Origin of the sequence: Mesorhizobium sp. LCM 4576 (assembly GCF_001854815.1) — a bacterium.
GTDB lineage: Bacteria > Pseudomonadota > Alphaproteobacteria > Rhizobiales > Rhizobiaceae > Mesorhizobium > Mesorhizobium plurifarium.
The window spans coordinates 126,568-148,078 of sequence record NZ_MDDT01000021.1; the positions used below are offsets into that span (position 1 = coordinate 126,568).

The following is a 21,511-nucleotide window of genomic DNA, read 5'->3' on the forward strand; positions in this document are numbered from 1 at the left end:
CCAGCGCTCAACGGATTCCATCGGCAAATGCGCCGGATATGGCTACGCTGTCTGAGACGGCGCAGCCAGAAAAGCTGGCGCATGGGCTGGTCGGAGTTCGAGACCCTGACGGCGCGCTTCCCCCTGCCAACTGCGCGCATCACTCAAACCTGGGCGCAAGCACGGATATGACTCGGGTTACTCTCGGGCAGAGCCGGGTGCGGGAAATCCGCCCGCCCGGATCTGTGAGGGCGAAAGCCGAATGCCTGAGCTACTCGACCACGACCCTGGCCGGAGCAGTCTTGAAGCGCTTGGCTTGATCGAAACAGTCCACTCGTATTCAGACGGTATACGGCCTCGCAAGCATGACGACCTCAGTGCCGGCCTCCACGTGCATTCCGGATGATATCCCGCACACGAGAGCTGTGGTAGGCGCGAGAACTTCAACCGGCCTGTATYGCAACGAATCCATGGGATGTAGCACCCCTATGACGTCGCCCTGCTTTATTTGATCGAAGATGGAGCAGCGAGGTTCAAAAATCCCTGCCACCGGTGACTTCACCTGGTCCGACAAAAGAGTCTCCAATGTCTGGGCGGACTTCTGGTGCCGGAAGTTAGGATATTCGGCCTTTCCCTCGACCAATCCCAGTGYAATCAGAGCATTGCGCAGGCCAGTCTCGTAGATCGCTAGGGCCTCAGCTCCGACTGTGCTGCCGCCGAGTTCAGCGCAAATAAATAGCTTGCCTTGCTCGTGCACCCAGGTGTCGAACATTCCAGGAGTATCGTCGTGCTCCCAAATCAGTGTGATAGGAAGTTTGAAGGCTTCCGCCATCTTGACGGTCTTGCGCATGAGATCTGCGTCAGCGATTGGATGCGTTATGACTGCTGGTGGAAAGTCCCAAGTCGGTCCGAAGCTGTGCAGATCGAATACCGTGTCGACCTCAGGTAAAAGCAGGTGCGAGATGGTATGCGCAATGCGCTCTGTCACCGATCCGTCGGCGCGCCCCGGAAACTCTCGATTGAGGTTCTTTCCATCGACCGGTGTGTTTCGGGTCCAAGCCCGTACGGCAAGTGGATTGATCTCGGGAACGATGATGATCTTTCCACATGTCTGCGCATCAGGCAGCCATTCGGCCAGCCTTCGCGCGACAATTGGCCCTTCCAACTCATTTCCGTGATTCCCGCCCGTGATCAGCAGACGCGGCCCCCTCCCCTTGTTGAGGCTAAAGACCGGCAGCGAAAGCGTTTCACAGTCAGTGCCACCGGCGACAACAAGATGTCCAGTGCTCAAACCAGGCGCACCGATGTCGAAGGTAAGTCGTGGTGCATGGCTCATGGCCCGCCTCCGTATGTGTGGAATTGCAGCGGATTGAAAACTCGAATTTGTGCGCGATGGCGCCAAGAACATCGGAGTTGGATTTGCTATTGGGTCACGCTGCTTAGCGTCATGACGACGGGCTGCGCTCGAAGCCTATTATGCCAATGTCATTATCGATGACAATTCGAGTCCCGAACGGCTCAGAGAGCTTCTGCAACCGTTCGAGGATAGCCCTTGCCTGTGGACCGGTTACGAGCTGCGGTATGCCTCGATTTGCAAACCTCTTGGCATAGCCCAATTCGACGGGGTATAGCCGCAACTGCACGAGTCGATTCTGCTCAAACTGGCTTACCGTGATGATGCTCTCATAGAAGATCGGTTGAGAGAGTGCCCCCACAAAGCCATCAGCGGTGGGGTAACCTTTAGCTTCCTCATCAACCGTCACTTCGGCATCGGTATCTTGCCGCGGGTCCTTGCCGTAAGCCTCAAACATGTCCGCCCCGACCGGAGTTCGCAGGTCGTCGTAGAAGAAATTGCCCAAGCCATAGAGGATTGGACGGCCTTTGTAGATTTCAATCCCACGGATCAGGTGTGGGCCGTGCCCGATATAAGCATCCGCCCCAGCGTCGATGAGCTTATGCGCAAAAGACTGCTCGTAATCCGGCGGATCTTGGCTGACTTTATGACTCCAGTTAGGCTCGTGCCCGTGATTGGTGGCAATGCAGAAATCGGAGAATTGTTTGCCCCGCCGAACGTTTCGCAAGATTTCGGCGACATCACCCCGATTGGGTTCGTAGGCGTAGCCAGCTTCGTTGCCCGCTCTGAATGTCGCCCCAGCGACCACGACACGGGCTGGATCATTGTCGTCTGGTTTAGAGCCAGGCAACATCGCCCGCAATTGCCTTAAACTTTTCAGGATGTCGGCTGGGACGACGATGYTTTCTGTCAAACGAAGCGGGTTCAGTCCTGGTCTGCCGGGAGCCTCTCCAGCAGCATCACACGCGCGAAACATCGGCCCGAACGTTGTACCGAACGACACCAGCGCGACCCTACCACGCGCAGTCTCCAAAAAGCGAGCGGCGCCGGCCTGCGCGAGATTTTCGCCTGCACCTGCATGGACGATCCCGCTCTCATCCAATATGCGGCTCGTCTCTCGCATGCCTTCAAGGCCCCAGTCGAGCGTATGGTTGTTCGCGCGGCTCATGAGGTTGAACCCCATAGCCTTCAGATCAGGTCCAAGCTCCGGAACACTGATATGATACGCTCCGCCATGCTCCGCCTGTGGACTCCCCTCGAATGAACGAATGTCGAAGATTAGAGTTTCCATGTTGCCGAACGTGGCGTCGCCGTTGCGCAGGACTTGCAGGATTTCATCAAAACCAGGGTGGTTCCCGTTGGTCAGCGGTCGGGACAGGATTAGGTCGCCCACTGCCACCATCGTAAAGCCATCGGCTACGTTCGTCTTAATTGAGCCGACCCTATCATATTCGTCGTCCGGCCCGGTCAAATGGGAGCTATGCTCGTTGATGTCGCTCTTCAATGACCTCTCCATCGGCTGAATAGGGGAACGCAAACTAAATTGCCTCTATTTATTAACTCGATCCAATATATCTTTGTTGTGGCTGCCATCTTGCGACAAGATAATCAGATGCTGTGTGGCCTGGGACGCTCGACGAGGATTGACCGGCCGGCAAGCGGGCAGGCTCAGCATATCGCTTACACCGAAAACGCTGGGACCMCAGGCTCAATGCTCCAGCTCAAGCTATGCTAGCCGTCGGATTTCCAGTCCTCGTATGCTGCCATACGTTTCGGCAGGAGATCCTCAGCCATGTGTTTGCGCGGCTGTCCCTTCGGGTGTTCGAGTGGTGGYCAGCGCCTCTGTCGCGGGAGCGCGCACATGACACGCCACAACCCGCCCATCTGCCATGGCGACCAGAGGCGGCACATCGATACGACATCGTTCGACCGCTAGCGGGCAGCGCGGATGGAACGCGCAGCCCTTGGGAGGATTAATCGGACTCGGCACCTCCCCTTCGACGGGAGCTTCCAGGCGCACCCGCGTTGGATCCGGTATTGGAGCCGCTGCGATCAGCGCCTCAGTGTAAGGGTGGACAGGCTTGGCGAACAGCGCCTCGCAATGGGCGAGTTCAACGATCCTCCCCAGATACATGACCGCCACGCGATGCCCGATATGCTCGACAACGCCAAGGTCATGCGAGATGAAGATCAACGCGATCCCCATCTGCTTTTGAAGGTCCAGAAGCAGGTTCAGGATTTGGGCCTGGACGGAGACGTCCAAAGCCGACACCGCCTCGTCGGCGATGAGGAGCGAGGGCTGGAGTGCCAGTGCTCGCGCTATGCCCAGCCGCTGCCGCTGCCCACCCGACAGTTCGGATGGAAGCCTGTCCATCATCTGAGGCGACATGCCAACCTTGCGCAGAAGATCGGCTGCCAGAGCTTTGCGCTGCCTGCGGCTGAGGCGCTCAAAGTTCTCGACAGGTTCGGTAATGATCTTTTCGGCGGTAAGCCGCGGGTTCAGCGAAGAGTAAGGATCCTGGAATACCATCTGCATCCGACGACGCCAGGTCCGAAGCGAGCCCTTCCTCAGACCGGCGATGTCTGTGCCTTCGATCAAGACGCGTCCGCTCGTCGGCTCCGCAAGCCGCATGAGCAGACGTGCCACGGTGGACTTGCCGCAACCGGATTCGCCGACGATACACAGCGTCTCGCCGGCCGAAACCGAGAATGAAACGTCTTCCACGGCCCGCACCACCGGGATCTCTCTGTTCAAGATACCTGCGCTGAGCGGGAAATGTTTGGTCAGACGGTCGACATTCAACAATGGAGTGTTCATGCCCCCATGACCTCCTCGGCGCGCCAGCAAGCGGCGGAATGACCACGCACGACATCTCGCAATATTGGTGTCTTTTCGCGACAAATATCTATCGCGAATGGAYAGCGTGAAGCGAAACTGCAGCCGACGATCGGCTCGCGCAGGCTGGGTACGGTTCCGGGAATTTCCGACAGACGTTGTTGTCGACCGCGCCGCCGATCCGGCACCGAGCGCATCAAGCCCTGAGTGTAGGGATGCGATGGGCGCGCGAACAGATCCACGACGCCCGCTTGCTCCACGATGCGACCGGCATACATGACGATGACGCGTTGGCAGGTCTCTGCCACCACGCCCAAGTCATGGGTGATGAACATGACTGCCGTTCCTGTACGCTCTTTCAGATCGACGATCAGCCGAAGGATCTGCGCCTGAATTGTAACATCGAGGGCCGTTGTTGGCTCGTCGGCGATCAAGAGCTGCGGCGAGCAGGCAAGCGCCATGRCAATCATTGCGCGCTGGCGCATACCGCCTGACATTTCGTGCGGATAGTTGTTGACGCGGCGCTCAGGGTCCGCGATGCGGACCAGGCGCAACATTTCTTGAGCCTTTGCCATCGCTTCTGTTCGGGAGGCTCTTGTGTGGATCTGCACCGCTTCGGCAATTTGGTGGCCGACGGTATAAACCGGGTTCAGACTCGTCATCGGCTCCTGGAAGATCATCGCGATCCGGTCGCCGCGAATCTTTCGCATCTTCCGGTCGGAGAGCTCGAGCAGGTTGCATCCGTCGAACCGRATCTCGCCGCCGACAGTCCTGGCGGCGAGCTTCGGCAGCAGTCGAAGAATAGAAAGAGCGGTGACGCTCTTGCCGCAGCCGGACTCTCCCACCACGCCGAGCGTCTCGCCTTTCATGACCTGGAAGYTGATGCCGCCCAGCGCGCGAGTGACGCTTTCCTCGCCGTAAAAATGGGTCTCGAGGTCGCGCACCTCGAGAAGCACATCGTTGGTTACTGTCGTGTGCATTTGCATCAGCGCCTCCGCTTCGCGCGGGGATCGAACAGGTCGCGCAGGCCATCACCGAGCAGGTTGACGGCAAGAACCGTGACGGCCAGACAGATGCCKGGAGCAAAGATCGTCATCGGCGCGATTGCCAGGTAAAGTCGTGAACTGGCAATCATGTTCCCCCAGCTCGGGATTTCGGGCGGCACACCGACTYCCAGGAAACTCAGTCCCGCCTCCGTCAGGATCGCGCTGGCRCATACATTGGCGGCCTGGACCATGAGCGGCGGGATGGTGCTCGGTAAAATATGGCGCCACAACACCTTCGGCAGACGCGCGCCGCCGCAAACCGCAGCCTCGACGTAGGGACGTTCACGCACTGTAAGAACGACCGAGCGGACCAGCCGAGCGACACCCGGAAGCTCAGGGATGGCAATAGCGACAATAAGGATGCCAATGCCGGGACCGGTCAGGGAAATGAGCGCAATGGCCAAGAGGATCGTTGGGATGGACATCAGGCCGTCCATGACCCTCATAGCCACCCCGTCAAAAGCTCGGCTGTAACCGGCCAGGATGCCGATCAACAGCCCGCCCACAGCTGCGCAGGTTGCCGAAAGCAAGCCCACCATAAGCGAGATCCGAGTACCAAAGATTGTCCGTGCAAACACGTCCCGTCCCAGATTATCGCWCCCGAACCACATGTCCGCTGATGGCGGCAGCAGCCGCTTGAATGGGTCCATGTTCACGGCATCGCCTGCGTAAAGCGGCGCAGCAAGCGCCAACGCGATCAGCACGGTCAGAAGGCCACCGCCCAGAAGGACGAGCGGATGCCGCTTCGCAAAGCGCGGAACATTGGACAGTTGCAAGCGGCCGATCGGCGCTGCTTCAACCGGGGCGGAGAGAAGCGTCATGTCAATACCGGATACGAGGGTCGATCAGTGTGTAGGCAAGATCAACGGCGAGATTGACCAGAACATACATGCCTGAAGCAAGGATCAGCACACCCTGGATTATCGGATAGTCGCGATTGTTGATCGCATCGACCGTGAGACGACCGATCCCGGGTACATTGAAGACGGTTTCGGTGATGACGACCCCGGAGATCAAATAGGCGAAACACAAGCCCACCACCGTCAGGATCGGCACCCCCGCATTCTTCAAGGCATGGTGGAAAAGCATGGCGTATGGCGACGCACCCTTGGCAGCGGCCGTTCGCATATAGTCCTCGGACAGAACCTCCAGCATGCTCGCGCGCGTGATCCTGGCGATAAAAGCAATATAGCCGAGACTAAGCGCCATAGTAGGAAGAACCAGGTGCTCAAACCAAGGCCCGACTCCCTGGGCGATTGGCCGATATCCCTGYACCGGCAGCCAATGCATGCTGATCGCGAACCAATATATGATGAAATAGCCGACGACAAATACCGGCACCGAAAAGCCAATCGCCGCGAACACCGAAAGCATGCGGTCGACTGCGCCACCAGCCCGCCACGCGGCGAAGATCCCGAATGAAACTCCAAGCAAAACCGAAACGATCATGGTCAGGATCGAGAGGGAAAGGGTCGGCTCCAGCCTTTGCCCGAGAAGCTCCAGAACGGGTCGGCCGGCAAAGATCGAAGTGCCGAAATCACCGCCAAGCATGTCCCCTACCCACCGGACGAATTGGATCGGCATGGGCTCATTCAGCCCCAGCTTCTCGCGGATGCYAGCAATCATCTCCACCGTGGCGGACTTACCGGCGATAATGGCCGCCGGATCTCCAGGCGCCAGCCTCAGCAGCAGGAAAACAAACATCCCGACCATCGCCATTACGGCGATGGTCGAAACTAACCTGCGTAGCAGGTATGCTACCATCAGCCGGAAGCCTTCTGCATATTCCACATTGGAACGATCTGAGGCATGCCAATGAGACCGGTCAGCGTCTTACGACGCGCTATCGGCGAAACATAAGTTCCGAGCCTTACATCGCCGACGTAGTCCCACCAAATTGCTTGCATCTTGCKCGCCATTCCCTTGCGCTCGTCGAGCGTTCCGGCATCGGCCCATTTGGTCCGAAGTGCTTCATATTCTTCGTTCTTTGGCCAGCCATACCACGCATCGTCCCCGTTCGCGAGAAGCAGCGGAGTCGCGAGGGGATYGCCAAGAGAATAGTTGGATTCCGAAGTAATGAACATACTCCAGCCGCCGTTCTCGACGGGCTCCTTCTTTGCCCGCCGGGTGGTGAGCCCGCCCCAGTCGCTCGGTGCAAGCTCCGCATTAACGCCGATCTTTCGCAGCGTCGCTGCCAGAAGTTGCGACGCATTGTCGGATTCATGCCAGTCCRTCGGGTCGAGAATAACAACTTTTTCGCCTGCGTAGCCTGCTTCCTTGAAAAGTTGCTTGGCTTTGTCCGGGTCGCCGCCTTTCTTGAACCATCCCGTGTTCTCGTCATTCGAAACGAGYGTATCGCGGCCAAATATCGAAGTGACTGTACTGACATACTTTGGGTCGGGGTACATGGCCTGCATGCACGCCTCCTGGTCGATCAGGTGAAGCACTGCCTGCCGCGCCTTGACGTTGTCAAACGGCTTCTGCAGACAATTCATGCGCAGGATCACATCCCAGCCCAGCTTATCCAAAACCTCGAGCGCGAGATTGGAATCGCTCTCCACCATCGAGAAAAGGTCAGCCGGTGGCGTCTCAAAGTAGTCGACCTCATCAGCCTGCAGCGCCGCCATTGCTGTCTGCTGGTCGGCAATGACATCCCAAACGATGCGATCGACATTGACGATCTTGCCACCGGCCAGTCCATCGGATGGCTCGTTCCGCGGCACGTATTTATCATTGCGATCGTAGGTGATRCTCGCGCCGGGCTTAGCAAGCCCTTCGTTGAACTTGAATGGCCCTGACCCAATCGTCGTAGTCACCTGCTCCGTTGCAGGGCGGTTAGCGTCCTTCTCGCGCATGATGAAGAGGCAGGGCGGGGTCAGGTCTGCCAGGATGTCGATGAGTAGCCCGAGCGGCTCCTTAAGGGCAATTGTGAAAGTCTTGTCGTCCTTCTTGGAGATATCCTTCGCGCGGGCTACAATCAGCTGCCCACCAGGATGCACTTGGCCCCAGCGACGGATGGAGGCGACACAATCAGCCGCTGTTACTGGTGTGCCGTCATGCCAACTGAGTCCGTCCCGCAGCTCGAACGTATAAGTCCTCTTGTCATCAGAAACATCCCATCTTCCCACCATCTGCGGCTGCGGCATGAACTGGGAATCAAGCGAGAATAAGGTGTCGTAAATCGCGGCGCCGTGGTCCGCGGTGATGTTCGTGGCCGTCCAGATCGGATCGAACACACGAAGATCGCTTGCCTTGACCATCCGCACCGAACGGGCCCCAGACGAGGAAGCCTGCGCGCGCAGGATTGAAGGCATCGAAAGCACCGTTCCGGCAGCCAAGCCCACCTTGAAGAGATTGCGTCGAGAGATATTCATGTTCCGCTCCCCTTATGTTGATTCATTTAGGTAATTGCTGCGTAGCCCAACCACGGAAGCCGACGGTGACTTTTGTGGGGAGGCTCTCGGTCCGACTTTTGCCCCCATCTCGAAGCAGTTCAGTGTTTTCCGATGCGCTGATCGACCGTCTACCCGCCGCCGCTCGCATTGCGATCCGGTGTCGGTACTCTGTTGTGTGACCCTCGTTGTCATAACTTGTTGACCCGGGGGCTGCCCGGGTCAAATTCAGTTTGTGGATTATCGCCATCTGGCTCCTAGATGGGGAAACGACGCTCGACTTCGCCAATACCAAAGCACCCGCGCATTAATTCCGTATTTCTCGGAACTCATCATCGACACTCACAAGTCGGGCGCGAAGCCCACCACACCTCCAGCCAGTTGGTTGCGAAGGCGTTGACTCCGCACCGGTCAGCCAGCCTTTCAACCTCGCCCCAGTCAAGACAAATGCTGCTATAATGAAACTCAGAGACAGAGCTCGCATGAGTATTTTGTTGCAAAGTTTTGATGATGGTCACGTGGGAGAACCCTGCATCAATTTTCGTGAGCTTCGAGGTGCTCAAAGGTCATCAGGTCGACCAGTCCCTCGTCTTGTTATGCGTGTGCTGATATCTAGCCTACAATCTAGCCTGCGTGACTTGAAAGAAATGATGGCCGAACGCGGCTCGACGTTGATCATTCAGCGATCCATCGCTGAGTCATTCATTTCGTGCCGCGGTCGCCAGAGCGCTTGAAGGGCGGCAAGCGTGCCGTTACCCCGCCAAATGACATGTTGAGGAAACCCACATCAAGGTTCGCAGTGAGTGGATGTCTGTAGTTTCGCCGCATTTTCTGCGACAACACGCGGCTCCACTTGGCTGCAAAATTCTCATGCGGCAAGCGCCGTCTCTGCGAGTTTCACCCAATAGCTCATGCCATGCGGGATGGCCTCGTCGTTGAAGTCGTAGGCGGGGTTGTGCAGGCCCGCAGTGTCGCCATTGCCGATGAAGATGAAAGCTCCCGGCCGCGCCTCCAGCATATAGGAGAAATCCTCGCTGCCCATTATCGGCTCGATAGCGCGGTGCACTTGGCCGTCGCCGGCGACGTTGGCCGCAATGTCGCTCGCAAACATCATCTCCTCCGGATGGTTGAAGGTGACGGGATAGCCGGAACTGTATTCTACCGCGACCGTCGCTCCGAACGCCAGGCCGAGCCCTTCGCAAAGTGCGCGGATGCGCTCCTCGGCCTTCTTGGCAATCTGCTTCTTCAGCGTGCGCACGGTGCCGGCGATCTCGGCGCTTTCGGAAATGACATTATAGGCATCGCCGGCGTGGAACTTCGTCACCGACACCACCACCGCCTCGACCGGATCGGTGCTGCGGGAGGCGACGGTCTGCAGCGCGCCCACCAACTGGCTGGCGATGACGATCGGATCGATCGTGCCGTGCGGCATCGCGGCATGCCCGCCGCGACCCTTGACAGTGATAGTGAATGCTGCCGTCGCGRCCATGATCGGACCGGGCCTGATGGCGAACTGGCCGACCGGCAAGCCCGGCATGTTGTGCATGCCGAACACCTTCTCGATGTCGAAGCGTTCCATCATGCCATCCTTGACCATCTCGTTGCCGCCGCCGCCGCCTTCCTCGGCCGGCTGGAAGATCACAGCCACTGTGCCGGCGAAATTGCGCGTCTCGGCAAGATATTTGGCGGCGCCCAAGAGCATCGCGGTATGGCCGTCATGGCCGCAGGCATGCATCTTGCCGCGCACGGTCGAGGCCCATGGCTTGCCGGYGATCTCGTCGATCGGCAGCGCGTCCATGTCGGCGCGCAGCCCGATCGTCGGGCCATCGCCCTTTCGGCCGCGGATGATGCCGACGACGCCGGTCTTGCCAAGCCCCGTCACCACCTCGTCGCAGCCGAAGGCCTTCAGCTTCTCGGTGACGAAGCCGGCGGTCTGGAAGACGTCGAAATTCAGCTCCGGCGTCTGGTGGAGATGTCGTCGCCAGCCGGCAACTTCTTCCTGCATTTCCGCGGCGCAGTTGAGAATTGGCATTTTAGGTCCATGTCTTTTGTTGGGCAGGCGGTTCACATTCGCCGCTCTGTATTTGGCTGGGGTTAGTCGGGCTGCACAACCGGGCCATGTCGTCCGCCACCCCGTGCCGGCGACCGGAATCTGGCAGTGCCGATATGCGCATCTGATCGTTGAGCGCAATTGCGACGCTAGCTGAATTCTACTTAGTTACCCGAATGCGGCGGTCGGTCGGAGTGCTCCGACCTTGGCGCCCATTCGGCTTAAGATGGCAGGGCGCGTCAATTCGGTCAGTTCCGCCGTAAGTGCGACGTCATATAGCAGAAACTTGGCCAGCACGGCGGCGATCATGACCTCGCCGGCACGGCCGGCACCGTCATCGCATTTGAGCGCGATACCGAAACCAAGTTGCGGCAGCGCCGCGCAGTAGACGCCTTCGGCACCGATCTTGACGAAAATCCGGCTGGGTGCAGCTTGCATCAGCGCGACGTCGGCCCCGTCGGTGCCAGAAACCAGGAAAGGCTCGGCCATGCAGGCAGTGAGCAACCGCTTCGCCGCCCTGGCGCGCACCGGTTCGAAGCCGACACCAGTCGCCATTCGGGCAAATCCACACGCAAGGCTGCGCAGCGGCACGGCATAGGTCGGGATCGAGCAGCCGTCGGTGCCGCAATGGTCGACATCATGGGCGACGCCGGTCACCGCCTGCACGGCCTCCCGCACCATCCCCTGCAAGGCATGRCCGGCCTTGACGTAGCCRCTATGGGCGAAGCCGGCATGGACGCAAGTGCAAAGGAACCCGGAATGCTTGCCGGAACAATTGTTATGCAATGCGTTCGGCGATCCGCCGGCGCGAGCGAGCGCGACTGTTGCTTCATGGCTCGACGGCCAGTGCGCGCCGCACTCCAGCGCTGTCTTATCAAGACCTGCTTTTGACAGCATCGCCCGTGCCAGTTCGACATGTGCCGGTTCGCCTGAATGAGAGGCGCAGGCGAGCRCCAGTTCGCGATCGCCGAAGCCAAACGCTTCCGCTGCGCCGCTCTCCACCAGCGGCAACGCTTGGATGGCCTTGACCGCCGAACGCGGGAACACCGGGCGTGCTGTATCGCCGAGTTCCCACACCGRCTTGGCATCGGCGTCGAAGACGGCGATGGCACCGCGATGGGCACTCTCGACAGTCGTGCCGCGCAAAACCTCTACTAGTACCGGATTAGTCATGAATTCCCCACAAGAGTAGAATGCAGTCGCTGGCCCTGTCTGCAATAAACCCGGACATGGCCGGATCGGCGATAGGCCTCGCCCTGAATAAGCTGGTTGCCACCGACAGAAAGTATCTTCGAATCGACCGGCGAGAAGCTGAGCGGGAAATCTATGATAGCACTCCATGCCGGCGATGGTGGGCTCCAATCTGTGAAGGATAGCCAGCCATTACGCCTCAGCTTTCTGCATATTCCACATTGGGACAGACTCTGGCATGCCGATGAGGCCGGTAAGGATCTTGCGGCGTGCGATTGGGGTAACAACCCGACCCAGAAAAACTGTACCAGCAAGATCCCAAGCGACTTGCTGCATCCTACGGGCAAGCGCCTTGCGCTCCTCCAGCGTTTCGGCATCGGCCCATTTAGCGCGAAGAGCCTCATACTCTTCGCTGTTCGGCCAACCATACCAAGCCTTGTCACCATTGGCGGCGAGAGACGATTGGCTGATAGGATCACCTCGGGTGGCGTCTGACTCGCTTGTTACAAAGATGCTCCAGCCACCCTCGCTAACTGAACCCTTGTTGGCGCGGCGGGCTGCAACACCGCCCCAGTCGCTTGCCGCGAGTTCCGCGTTGACGCCAACCTTTCGCAATTCCGCCGCCAAAATTTGCGAGGCGTTGCTTCCCTCTGCCCAGTCCGTCGGTTGCAGAATGACGACTTTTTCGCCTGCATATCCGGCCTCCTCAAAGAGTTTCTTCGCCTTCTCAGGATCACCGCCCTTTTTGTACCAGGCTGTATTTTCATCGTTCGATATTGGGTTACCGTCCCCAAAAAATGAAGTGATGGTACTGCCATACTGTGGGTCCGGCGAAATAACCCGGAGATAAGCATCCTGGTTGACCAAGTGAAGGACTGCTTGGCGTGCCTTCACATTGTTGAACGGTTTTTGCAAACAATTCATGCGCAAGATATAAACTTGACCGGATTTATCGAGAACTTCGAGGGCCAAGTTAGGGTCACTTTCTATCACGCCGAAGAAATCGGCAGGCGGCCCATCAAAGTAGTCGATCTCCCCCGCCTGCAAAGCCGTGAAAGCAGTCTGCTGGTCGCCGATATTGTCCCAGATGACACGATCGACCTTGACGACTTTGGYGCCAGCCAACCCGTCAGATGGCTCGCCGCGTGRCACGTATTTTTCATTGCGGTCGTAGGCGAAACTGACGCCGGGTTTCGCCAGAGCTTGATTGAACTTGAAAGGCCCCGATCCGATGTTCGCGGTAACTGCGTCGGTCGCAGGTCTAGTGGCATCTTTCTCGCGCATGACGTAGAGGTTCGACGTCAGGATAGTGGGCAGAAGCCCCAGCCGCTCCCTGAGTGAGATCGTGAATGTCTTGTCGTCCTTCTTCGAGATGTCCGTGACCCGCGCCATCACCAATCGGCCACCTGATTTCGCTTGGCCCCATCGGCGGATCGAGGCGACGCAGTCCGCGGCGGTGACGGGGCTGCCGTCGTGCCAGCTGAGGCCATCTCGCAACTCAAATGTATAATTCTTCTTGTCGTCGGAAAGGCCCCATTTCCCGACCATTTGCGGTTGTGGCATACGTTTAGAGTCAAGCGAGAACAGCGTATCGTAAATCGCTATGGCGTGGTCCAAAGTGATGGTAGCGGTCGTAGCCATAGGATCGAAGATGCTTAGGCCGCCGGTCTTCACCATACGGACGGTCCGCGCGTCGGTTGGCGCTGTCTGCGCCCGCAGGACGGAAGGGATCGCTAAGGCCGTTCCAGCGGCTAAACCTGCCTTTATGATTTCACGTCGAGAGATTTTCATGTTCCGGTCTCTTATGTTGATTCAATTAGGCAATACAGCATCTGCCTAACCACAGAAGCCGACGGTGCCTTTGTGGTTGGCCCTCGGTCCGACTTTTACCCCTATCGAAGCAGCTCAATCTTTTGCGATGCGCTGATCGACCATCTACCCGCCGGCCTGCTCACATTGCTATCCGGTGTGGGTACTCTGTTGTGTGACCCTCGTTGTCATAACTTTGGTGACCTGGGCCCGCCCGGGTCAAATTCAGTTTTGGGATTATCGCCATCTGGCTCCTTAGATGGGAGAACGACGCCCGACTTCGCCAATACCAAAGCACCGGCGCGTTAATCTCGTGATTCTCGAACTCATCATCGATACTCACGGGTCGAGCGCGAAGCCCACCACACCTCCAGCCAGTTGGGTGCGAAGGCGTTGACGAGCATCGGCCAACCAGCCCTTCAACCTCGCCGCAGTTAGGGCGGATGCTGAAATCTCAGCGATAGAGACCTCGCATGAGAAACCGAGTCGCAGCCACCTAAGACTGTTTAGACTAGAAGGTCCGCTTTTACGACGAACACTTATGCCCACCGCGGCAAAGYGGTCAGCTACGCGGGAACCTGCGACGGTACCCCCGCCCGGCCCGACACGCTGCATCATGACAAGCCGCCGCGAGAGCACGCGAGGGGGGGGGCCGGCGCCCCTCTGTCGCGATGATTTTATTTGGCGCCATCTTCGGACAACAGAATCGGCTGTTTGGTCGGTTGCGATCACCCAATCACACTTGCTTTCTCCCTAGGGGGGCTGGCTGACAGGGAGGGCTCTCGCGCGGTAACGGATTACGGCGAAGATGAAGGCTGCAGGTTTACCGATGCCGCGTTACAGCACGTCTACGTAGCCACCGACAGACAACCACCATCGCAACTAGGGCGACCGCAGCTGCGATATAGAGCATCTCGGTCGTACCATCACCTCCATCCGGAGCCACGCCAAAAATTCGCTCAATGAAATCCATGTCTCTGTCCTTTCCTGGAACGATTGCTAAATCGACACGTGTGTCCCCACGGACACACTAGGGTGCCGTGGTACCGAGCAGTTCTATGCCAGCGCTCTTAAGCTCGACATTGRGCGCAGTGACCTCGTTTCTCACGAGCTCGGCAAGGTTTTCGATTTCGGTATCGACCTTCGACATGATCACGTCCGCGACATGCCGAGCCTGCAGACTTGGCGGGGCGTCCGCGATATTCACCGTGCTGACAAGGTCGATCAGTTTATCGTCCAAGCCGACTGGGTTGCGGTCGTCTCGGTCTCGCGGCGTCTCCCGCTTGTTGTCGACCAGCGCTCCCTCGATCATTTCGAGCCGCGCGATCAAAGCTTGGGCTCTGTCTCCCAGCGATCTCTGACTGTTAGCGAGCCTTTTGTGTATATCCGCGAGCTGGCGCTTCAGGAGGCGGAGGCGATTGACCGCCTGATTGAGCGTTGACAGCTTGTCCAACAGCTTTTGCGACAGTGCAAACTGCTCTTGGAACTCCTTTTCGGTTGTGCCGACGCGAGGGTCCTTGATCACGGTGAATGCGATTGTCTGGCTCTTGCCGCCGACCTGTAGCTCGACCTTATAAACCCCGGGGACTATCGTCGGGCCGCTCGGGTCCTCAGGCTCCGCCGCAAGCGGCTGGTACTTTCGTGTCACTAGCGACGGATCGAGCTTGACGGGCCCTGGATATTTTAGATCCCACACAAATCGGTTGAGACCAACCTTCGTGCCGGGCCTTCGATCAAACGATGTACCCTGATCGTCGCTCGAGAAGGAAATGATGCTGTTGTCGGCAGCGTCCCGGAACGTGAGCTTGACAGGCTCTTTCACATCTTCTGGAAGCCAATAGTAGACGATGGCACCGTTAGGCGGGTTCTCGCCGCAGTCGAGGTAAAGGCGAACGCGTCGGCCGTCGACCAATTCAACACTCTCTGTACCAGCGCCAACGCCGAATGCAGAGCTGTAGCTCGTGCCAAAGTTGGCGAAATCCGTCCCGGCGTAAACAGAAAGTTTGGTGCGAACTGTCGGGCGCGGAGTTATGAGCTTCACGTCGTGCTGATCCGGGRCTAACTCGCGCAACGGCGTTATATCATCCAGAATCCAAAAGGACCGTCCGTGAGTGCCGGCGACGAGATCGCTCTCCTTGATCTTGAGGTCGTAAACCGGGACAACGGGGAGGCCGCYGGCCATGCGCGACCAATGCGAGCCRTCGTCGAGGCTGAAGAAAACACCCGTTTCCGTGCCGACAAACAGGAGTCCGGGCCTGRCTGGATCCGCGCGCACCACCCGGGTGATTTCGTCCGTCGGAAAATCGCCATTGATTGGCTGCCAACTCTTGCCACCATCCTTCGTGCGGAAGAGATAGGGTTGGTAGTCGGAAAGTTTGTACCGTGTGGCCGCTAGATATACCGTGTTCGCATCGTGGGGTGAGATTTCGACGCAGCCGACATAAGCTAGCTCTGGCATGCTGTCGGGCGTGACGTTTCTCCACTGCGCTCCACTGTTGCGCGTCACATGGACAAGACCGTCGTCCGTAGCAGCCCAGATCTCGCCCCTGCGGTGGGTCGATTCCACAAGCGAGGCGCATGTCGCATGCACCTCGGCGCCGGAGTTATCGCGAGTCAAGATTCCCCCTGAGTAATCCTGCCGAATAGGATCGTTCCGGCTGAGATCGGGGGACATCGCTGTCCAACTCGATCCTTCGTCTTCGCTACGGAAAACATGGTTGCCTCCGGCATAAAGCGTGTTCGGATCATGCGGTGAGAATGTGAGGGGGAAGGTCCAGCCAAAGCGGTAGCGCATATCCTTCGGCGCCATGCCGTTCCCGTTTTCCGGCCAGACGTTGACCACCCTGATTTGCCGGGTCCGGTGGTCGTATCGTTGCAAAGCTCCGGTGYCGCCCGGACTCGATCCGATCGCACCGCAATAAACCACATCGGAATTACTCGGATCGACAACGATGAAGCCGCTCTCGCCAGTGCCCGGATAGGTGGATTCGCCGAGCGGAATAACACCCCATTCCGAGGCGCTCGGGACCGAGATTGCGGTGTTGTCCTGCTGGGTGGCATAAACGCGATAAGGGTGCTTGTCATCGACGTCGATGCGATAGAACTGCGCCGTCAGTTGATTGTAGATCGACGACCAGGTTCTGCCGCCGTTGAAGGTGACGCAAGCACCGCCATCATTGCCCTGGGCCATCCGCTTGGGATTAGCCGGGTCGATCCAGAGATCGTGATTATCACCGTGAGGAGTGGTCACTTCGGTAAAGCTCGCCCCTCCATCGGTGGACTTCCACATCTGCAAGTTGTTTACATAGACAGTATCGGGATGGCCGGTGTCCGCGAAGATGTGGGTATAATAGAAAGGGCGGTGCATCAGATCTCGGTTCTGCGAAACCTGAATCCAGCAGTCGCCATAATCGTCGCTGCGATAGAGGCCGATTTTATCGCCCTGGGCCTCGACGAGGGCGTAGACGCGCCCGCGCTGCGCCTGCGAAACAGAGACGCCTAGCTTGCCGAGTACCCCGTCCGGTAGCCCGTTCCGCCCAGACAGTTCCTCCCAGCTGTCGCCGCCGTCGAGAGACCGGAACATTCCGCTCCCCGGCCCGCCGCTGTTCAAGCTCCAGAAATTCCGCCGCGCCTCCCAGGTGGTGGCGAAGAGTATACGCGGATTGTTCGGGTCCATCGAAATGTCGACGGCACCGGCGTCGGGGCTGCGGTAAAGGATCTTCTGCCAAGTCTTGCCGCCGTTTTTGGAGCGGAACACGCCGCGCTCCTCATTGGGCCCAAAAGCGTCCCCGAGCGCCGCGACATAGACAATATCGGAATCTTGCGGGTGGATGCAGACCCTGCCGATGTGGCGGCTTTGTTTCAGTCCCATATGGGTCCAACTGCGACCGGCGTCCGTCGACCTGTAGACTCCGTCGCCATATGAGACGTCGCCGCGGATCGTCGTCTCACCCATTCCGGCATAAATTACGTTGGAGTCGGAACGTGCAACCGACAACGCGCCGACGCTGGCGCTCTTGAAGTAACCATCTGACACGCAGCGCCAGTAAATCCCGCCGTCGATAGTCTTCCACACTCCACCTGCACAGGCCCCGAAGTAGAACACCATTGGGTCGCTGGGATCCCCCGCGACCGCCACAACGCGGCCACCCCTGGCTGGTCCTATACAGCGCCACGTCAGCGCCTCGAGGCCCTTTGGGTCAGTAACACTGATCAGCGTCGTCATAGCACTATCTCCAAATCGACGTGATTTGTAGCCAAAGCCCGGCGCGGCGCGTTGGACGCTGGGCTCGCGGCCTAGCGATAGCGATAGGCCCCAGCGGGCGTCAAATGCAGCTTTTATATTGCCGGCATCTGATAAAGAGATGGCAACAACGGCACCGCGGTTGCCGATGCACGGCATGGTGATATGCCTCGCCGAACTGACCGAATATCATCTCCCGCCGACGAGACCGCCATCCCTTCCGGCGCTTGGCCTTGGTCAGTGCCTTTYCCTGAGCCGCCGGGGGATCAACTGCGCTCGGCAATGGCACTTCGCCGTCAACTCCTCCCGCCACTCTCGCCGGCCGGCCGCGCCGACGTGACTTCAGGTTACCACGAAGCCTGAGATGATCTCGCCACTCGTAAAGAGTTGGCGACTGATGCCAACCTCATCTGCCAACTTGCTGACGGTTTCGGCCGCCTCCATGCGCTGGAGCAGCTCCAGCTTTTGGTCCTCATCAATAACTCTTTGCCGTCCGGCCATGCCCCAGTTTCCTCTCCTGCGGGGAAACTGTCCGCGATCTTCCTTGTCTCAGTCTGAGGGTGCATATGTGGACGCCTCCTTGGCAAGACGAAAGTGGCACCATTCTCAAAAACGGTCGGTTGCAGTCATATGTTCGGCCTTCGATGCGGTGTGTTGAGCCGCTGGCCCTGATGAATCTCCGCGGATTGGATCCCTAAACACTCCAGCGCGCTCAAAAGTCGCTGCACCCCTCGGGCTTTCCAACCCCGGCCCCTGACCGGTTCTCGTCAAGTGTCTTTCCCTCACCAACTCGTTGTCGCGTTCAAGCCCACGCCAGATCAAGCGGGGATGGCACGGTAAATCTCTCCTCTCGTCATCAGCGCCCAGGCAATGCGCGCCATCTTGTTGGCGAGCGCAACCGCCACGACCTTCGCAGGCTTTTTCTCCATGAGCTTACGGATCACGCCGTCTTGGCGGACCCTTCCTCGCGAGCGAAGCGGATCACCGCCGTCGCTCCGACAACGAGCAACGTTCGAAGATACCCGTCGCCCATCTTGGATGCTGCCGAGCCGTTGYTTGCCCCCCGAAGAACTCTCTCTTGGCGTAAGGCCGAGCCAGGCGGCGAATTCACGGCCAGATTTGAAGGCTGTCGGGTCTGYGACTGTCGCTGCCATCGCTGTTGATGTGATGACACCAAAACCGGGAATCGTTTCCAATCGGCGACTGGTCTCGTTGCCGCGATGCTCGCGCGCAATCTCGATCTCCAGTGCTTTAATGCGCTGACCCAGTTCGATGAGGCTTGCTGTCATGGGGGTGAGTGCAATCCGGACGAGATCGGGAAGGTTGTTCATTTCATTTTTCGGCACATTCAGGGCCGTCAGCAAAGTACGAATCCCTTGCGGCATCGCGATGCCGAATTCTGCCAGATGCGCGCGAATTGCATTGGCCAGCATAGTTCGTTGCCGGACCAGAAGAACTCGGCAGCGATGCAGCATCAAAACCGATTGTTGAGCCGCTGTCTTCACGGCAACGAAGCGCATGTTCGGCCTCGTCACCGCTTCGCAAATGGCTTCGGCATCGGCGATGTCATTTTTGTTGCGTTTGACGTAGGGTTTTACATAGGCAGGCGGCATCAGACGAACCGTGTGCCCAAATCRACCGATCTCGCGAGCCCAGTGATGCGCCGTTGCACAGGCTTCAATGCCAACGAGGCAAGGTGGAGGTTTGGCGAAATACTCAACAACCTCCGAACGGCGAAGGCTTCGCCGGACGCCAACCTTGCCTTCTTGATCAATGCCATGAACCTGAAAAACGTTCTTGGCCAGATCAAGCCCGATCGTGGTAATTTGCATTGCGGATGCTCCTTGCTTTCCAGTGAGGCAACAGCAAAGCCATATCACGCTTGCTGACGCCGGTGATGGAGGCGTCCACATCATCACTCCAATCGGAATGGGCGTCCGGTTTCGTTTCGGAATCACCGTCCCGGTTTCATTGGAATCGCACGCAACTGATCCTTCAAACAATTTTACAGAATCTTTGCGAGCGCAAATTTCCGGCAATGGTACTTTCACCGCGACGTCTGAGGCGTGGCAAAAGACACTTATGCCGATTTACGCTCGGACGGCACAGCGCGCAACGTCGGAGTCAGCAGCAAATGTCAACAAGAGCGCTCATTCTGGTTGAAGGCCATTCAAGAGGTAATGGTTTACGATACATTCAAGCGGCCAAGCGTCTTGGCCTTCATCCAATTACCCTGTCGACTGATCCAGCTCAGTACGCCTATGTCGCGGCGGAACGAAGTGAGGCGATCCGCGTCAATACAGCCGATCTCGATGCGTTGATCCGCGAATGTTGCCAGTTGYGCGCGACCTATGACATAGCTGGCATTACTGGCTTTTCGGGCGACGACGAGTCGGTCTATGCGACAGTTGGCAAGCTCTGTCGGCACTTCGATCTACCGGGACCGAACCCCGCGTCGATCGAACGATGTTGTGACAAATTCGTGCAACGTCAGTTCCTCGCGGAGGCCGGCGTTCCAACCCCTGCTTATCGCTTGGCAGCAAATGCGAGCGACGTTGAAAGCGCGGTCTCGGAGATTGGACTGCCAGTAATTGTTAAGCCAGCGATAGGCAGCGGCAGCATGGGCGTGCGATTGTGCCGCAATGCCGACGAGTTGGTCGAACATACCACTTATCTGTTGGGCGGAAAACACAGATGGCAGTCTTCGCCGAGGATACTGGTCGAAGAATTCGCCCAAGGCCCCCATTATTTCACCGAGATCATTGGAAGTGAGGTTATTGGGATCGGTATCGGCGGCTTCGGCCCCCCACCACATTTTGTCTGGCGTGAGGCCACCTTTCCGGTCCCGCTGGCTGATGACGAGCATGAGCGTATCGCCGATGTTTCACTGCGCTGCTTGCGAGCTCTCGGCCTTGGCTGGGGGCCAACGTGCATTGAGCTACGGTGGACGAAGCGAGGACCAGTCATCATTGAAGTGAACCCTCGTCTTGCTGGCGCGCCCGGTCCTCAACTTGTTCAGTTAGCTTACGGTATCGATCTCATCACCGAGCACGTCAAGCTTACCATTGGCGACGACTGCGACGTGCACAGACGGCATTCGCACACTGCGGCGGCGCGGTACATAGTTCCTGATCGCGATGGCACACTGGATTGGGTCGCGGGCGAGAGTCGGGCGGCCTCCGTGCCAGGTGTGGCCGAGGTCAAATTTTATGTTGCACCCAAGACGCCGATTATCAGGAAAGGCGATTACCGAGACTGGATCGGACACGTCGTTGCCGCTTCACCCAGCCCCGGTCGGACTGAGGCGATTCTCCAGCGTGCCGTCGATACGATCGATTGGTCGATCGCACCATTTCCGACAGTTGGCGAATAGGAGCAAAGCTGCGACTCCTTGCCCTCGCCGCACCAGCGCAGGTCGGCATCAGTGCGGCGAAGGTCGAAAAGGGGCGCCCCTCCGCGTTTCAGGAAACGTTCGCGCTGTGAAACTGTGAAAGGGATCAAGGCGCGCCACGTATCTGCGAGCAACAATCGTTTTCCGGTCGGCCTTGACCCGCTGCCCGCCGAGAAGCACTTCAACGATTTCAGCGGTGTAAAACACAGCAAGGAAGTTC

At 58.4% G+C, this 21,511-nt stretch carries 14 protein-coding genes; 1 reads left to right on the forward strand and 13 read right to left on the reverse strand.

What is annotated here, in order from left to right; all coding sequences use genetic code 11:
* Positions 1–319 precede the first annotated feature (319 nt).
* From LCM4576_RS12120 to LCM4576_RS12175, 13 genes are all read right to left on the reverse strand, one after another.
* Complete coding sequence (locus LCM4576_RS12120) at positions 320–1,315, reverse strand: succinylglutamate desuccinylase/aspartoacylase family protein (RefSeq protein ID WP_071032304.1); 996 nt, start codon at positions 1,313–1,315, stop codon at positions 320–322.
* Positions 1,316–1,424: 109 nt separating this feature from the next.
* Positions 1,425–2,849 carry a CapA family protein gene (locus tag LCM4576_RS12125; protein WP_071032305.1) on the reverse strand — a complete coding sequence of 475 codons (1,425 nt, stop codon included), beginning with the start codon at positions 2,847–2,849 and terminating at the stop codon, positions 1,425–1,427.
* A gap of 270 nt (positions 2,850–3,119) precedes the next feature.
* Positions 3,120–4,151: an ABC transporter ATP-binding protein gene (locus LCM4576_RS12130; RefSeq protein ID WP_071032306.1), complete on the reverse strand. Its 1,032-nt coding sequence runs from the start codon at positions 4,149–4,151 to the stop codon at positions 3,120–3,122.
* Positions 4,148–5,155 carry an ABC transporter ATP-binding protein gene (locus tag LCM4576_RS12135; RefSeq protein WP_071032307.1) on the reverse strand — a complete coding sequence of 336 codons (1,008 nt, stop codon included), beginning with the start codon at positions 5,153–5,155 and terminating at the stop codon, positions 4,148–4,150. Before LCM4576_RS12135 ends, LCM4576_RS12130 begins: the two co-directional genes overlap by 4 nt.
* Positions 5,155–6,036, reverse strand: a complete 882-nt coding sequence (locus LCM4576_RS12140; RefSeq protein ID WP_071032308.1) for an ABC transporter permease — start codon at positions 6,034–6,036, stop codon at positions 5,155–5,157. The genes LCM4576_RS12135 and LCM4576_RS12140 overlap by 1 nt, the downstream gene beginning before the upstream one ends.
* Before the next feature lies 1 nt (position 6,037).
* Positions 6,038–6,979, reverse strand: coding sequence for an ABC transporter permease (locus LCM4576_RS12145; RefSeq protein ID WP_071032309.1), 942 nt, complete (start codon positions 6,977–6,979; stop codon positions 6,038–6,040).
* On the reverse strand, positions 6,979–8,589 hold the full coding sequence (locus LCM4576_RS12150) for an ABC transporter substrate-binding protein (RefSeq protein ID WP_071032310.1): 1,611 nt from the start codon (positions 8,587–8,589) through the stop codon (positions 6,979–6,981). The genes LCM4576_RS12145 and LCM4576_RS12150 overlap by 1 nt, the downstream gene beginning before the upstream one ends.
* A gap of 886 nt (positions 8,590–9,475) precedes the next feature.
* Positions 9,476–10,639 (reverse strand): M20 aminoacylase family protein, encoded by a 1,164-nt coding sequence (locus LCM4576_RS12155; RefSeq protein WP_071032311.1) that lies wholly within the window; start codon positions 10,637–10,639, stop codon positions 9,476–9,478.
* Positions 10,640–10,825: 186 nt separating this feature from the next.
* The gene (locus tag LCM4576_RS12160) at positions 10,826–11,830 is read right to left on the reverse strand and encodes an asparaginase (protein ID WP_071032312.1); all 1,005 of its coding nucleotides are present in this window, start codon (positions 11,828–11,830) and stop codon (positions 10,826–10,828) included.
* 210 nt (positions 11,831–12,040) lie between these two features.
* Positions 12,041–13,639 (reverse strand): ABC transporter substrate-binding protein, encoded by a 1,599-nt coding sequence (locus tag LCM4576_RS12165; protein WP_071032313.1) that lies wholly within the window; start codon positions 13,637–13,639, stop codon positions 12,041–12,043.
* 1,048 nt (positions 13,640–14,687) lie between these two features.
* Complete coding sequence (locus LCM4576_RS12170; protein ID WP_071032314.1) at positions 14,688–17,882, reverse strand: VPS10 domain-containing protein; 3,195 nt, start codon at positions 17,880–17,882, stop codon at positions 14,688–14,690.
* A 360-nt stretch (positions 17,883–18,242) separates the two neighbouring features.
* Entirely contained in the window at positions 18,243–18,401 is a 159-nt protein-coding gene (locus tag LCM4576_RS36500) for a hypothetical protein (protein ID WP_157901208.1), read from the reverse strand.
* Positions 18,402–18,718: 317 nt separating this feature from the next.
* Positions 18,719–19,732: an IS110 family transposase gene (locus LCM4576_RS12175; protein ID WP_244510785.1), complete on the reverse strand. Its 1,014-nt coding sequence runs from the start codon at positions 19,730–19,732 to the stop codon at positions 18,719–18,721.
* A gap of 302 nt (positions 19,733–20,034) precedes the next feature.
* Between LCM4576_RS12175 and LCM4576_RS12180 the strand changes: the two genes are divergently transcribed.
* Positions 20,035–21,273, forward strand: coding sequence for an acetyl-CoA carboxylase biotin carboxylase subunit family protein (locus tag LCM4576_RS12180; RefSeq protein WP_071032315.1), 1,239 nt, complete (start codon positions 20,035–20,037; stop codon positions 21,271–21,273).
* Positions 21,274–21,511: the final 238 nt, after the last annotated feature.

Bases quoted from the DNA above. Each gene is read 5' to 3' on its own strand.
- LCM4576_RS36500 (WP_157901208.1), bottom strand. From the start codon at position 18,401: ATGGCCGGACGGCAAAGAGTTATTGATGAGGACCAAAAGCTGGAGCTG.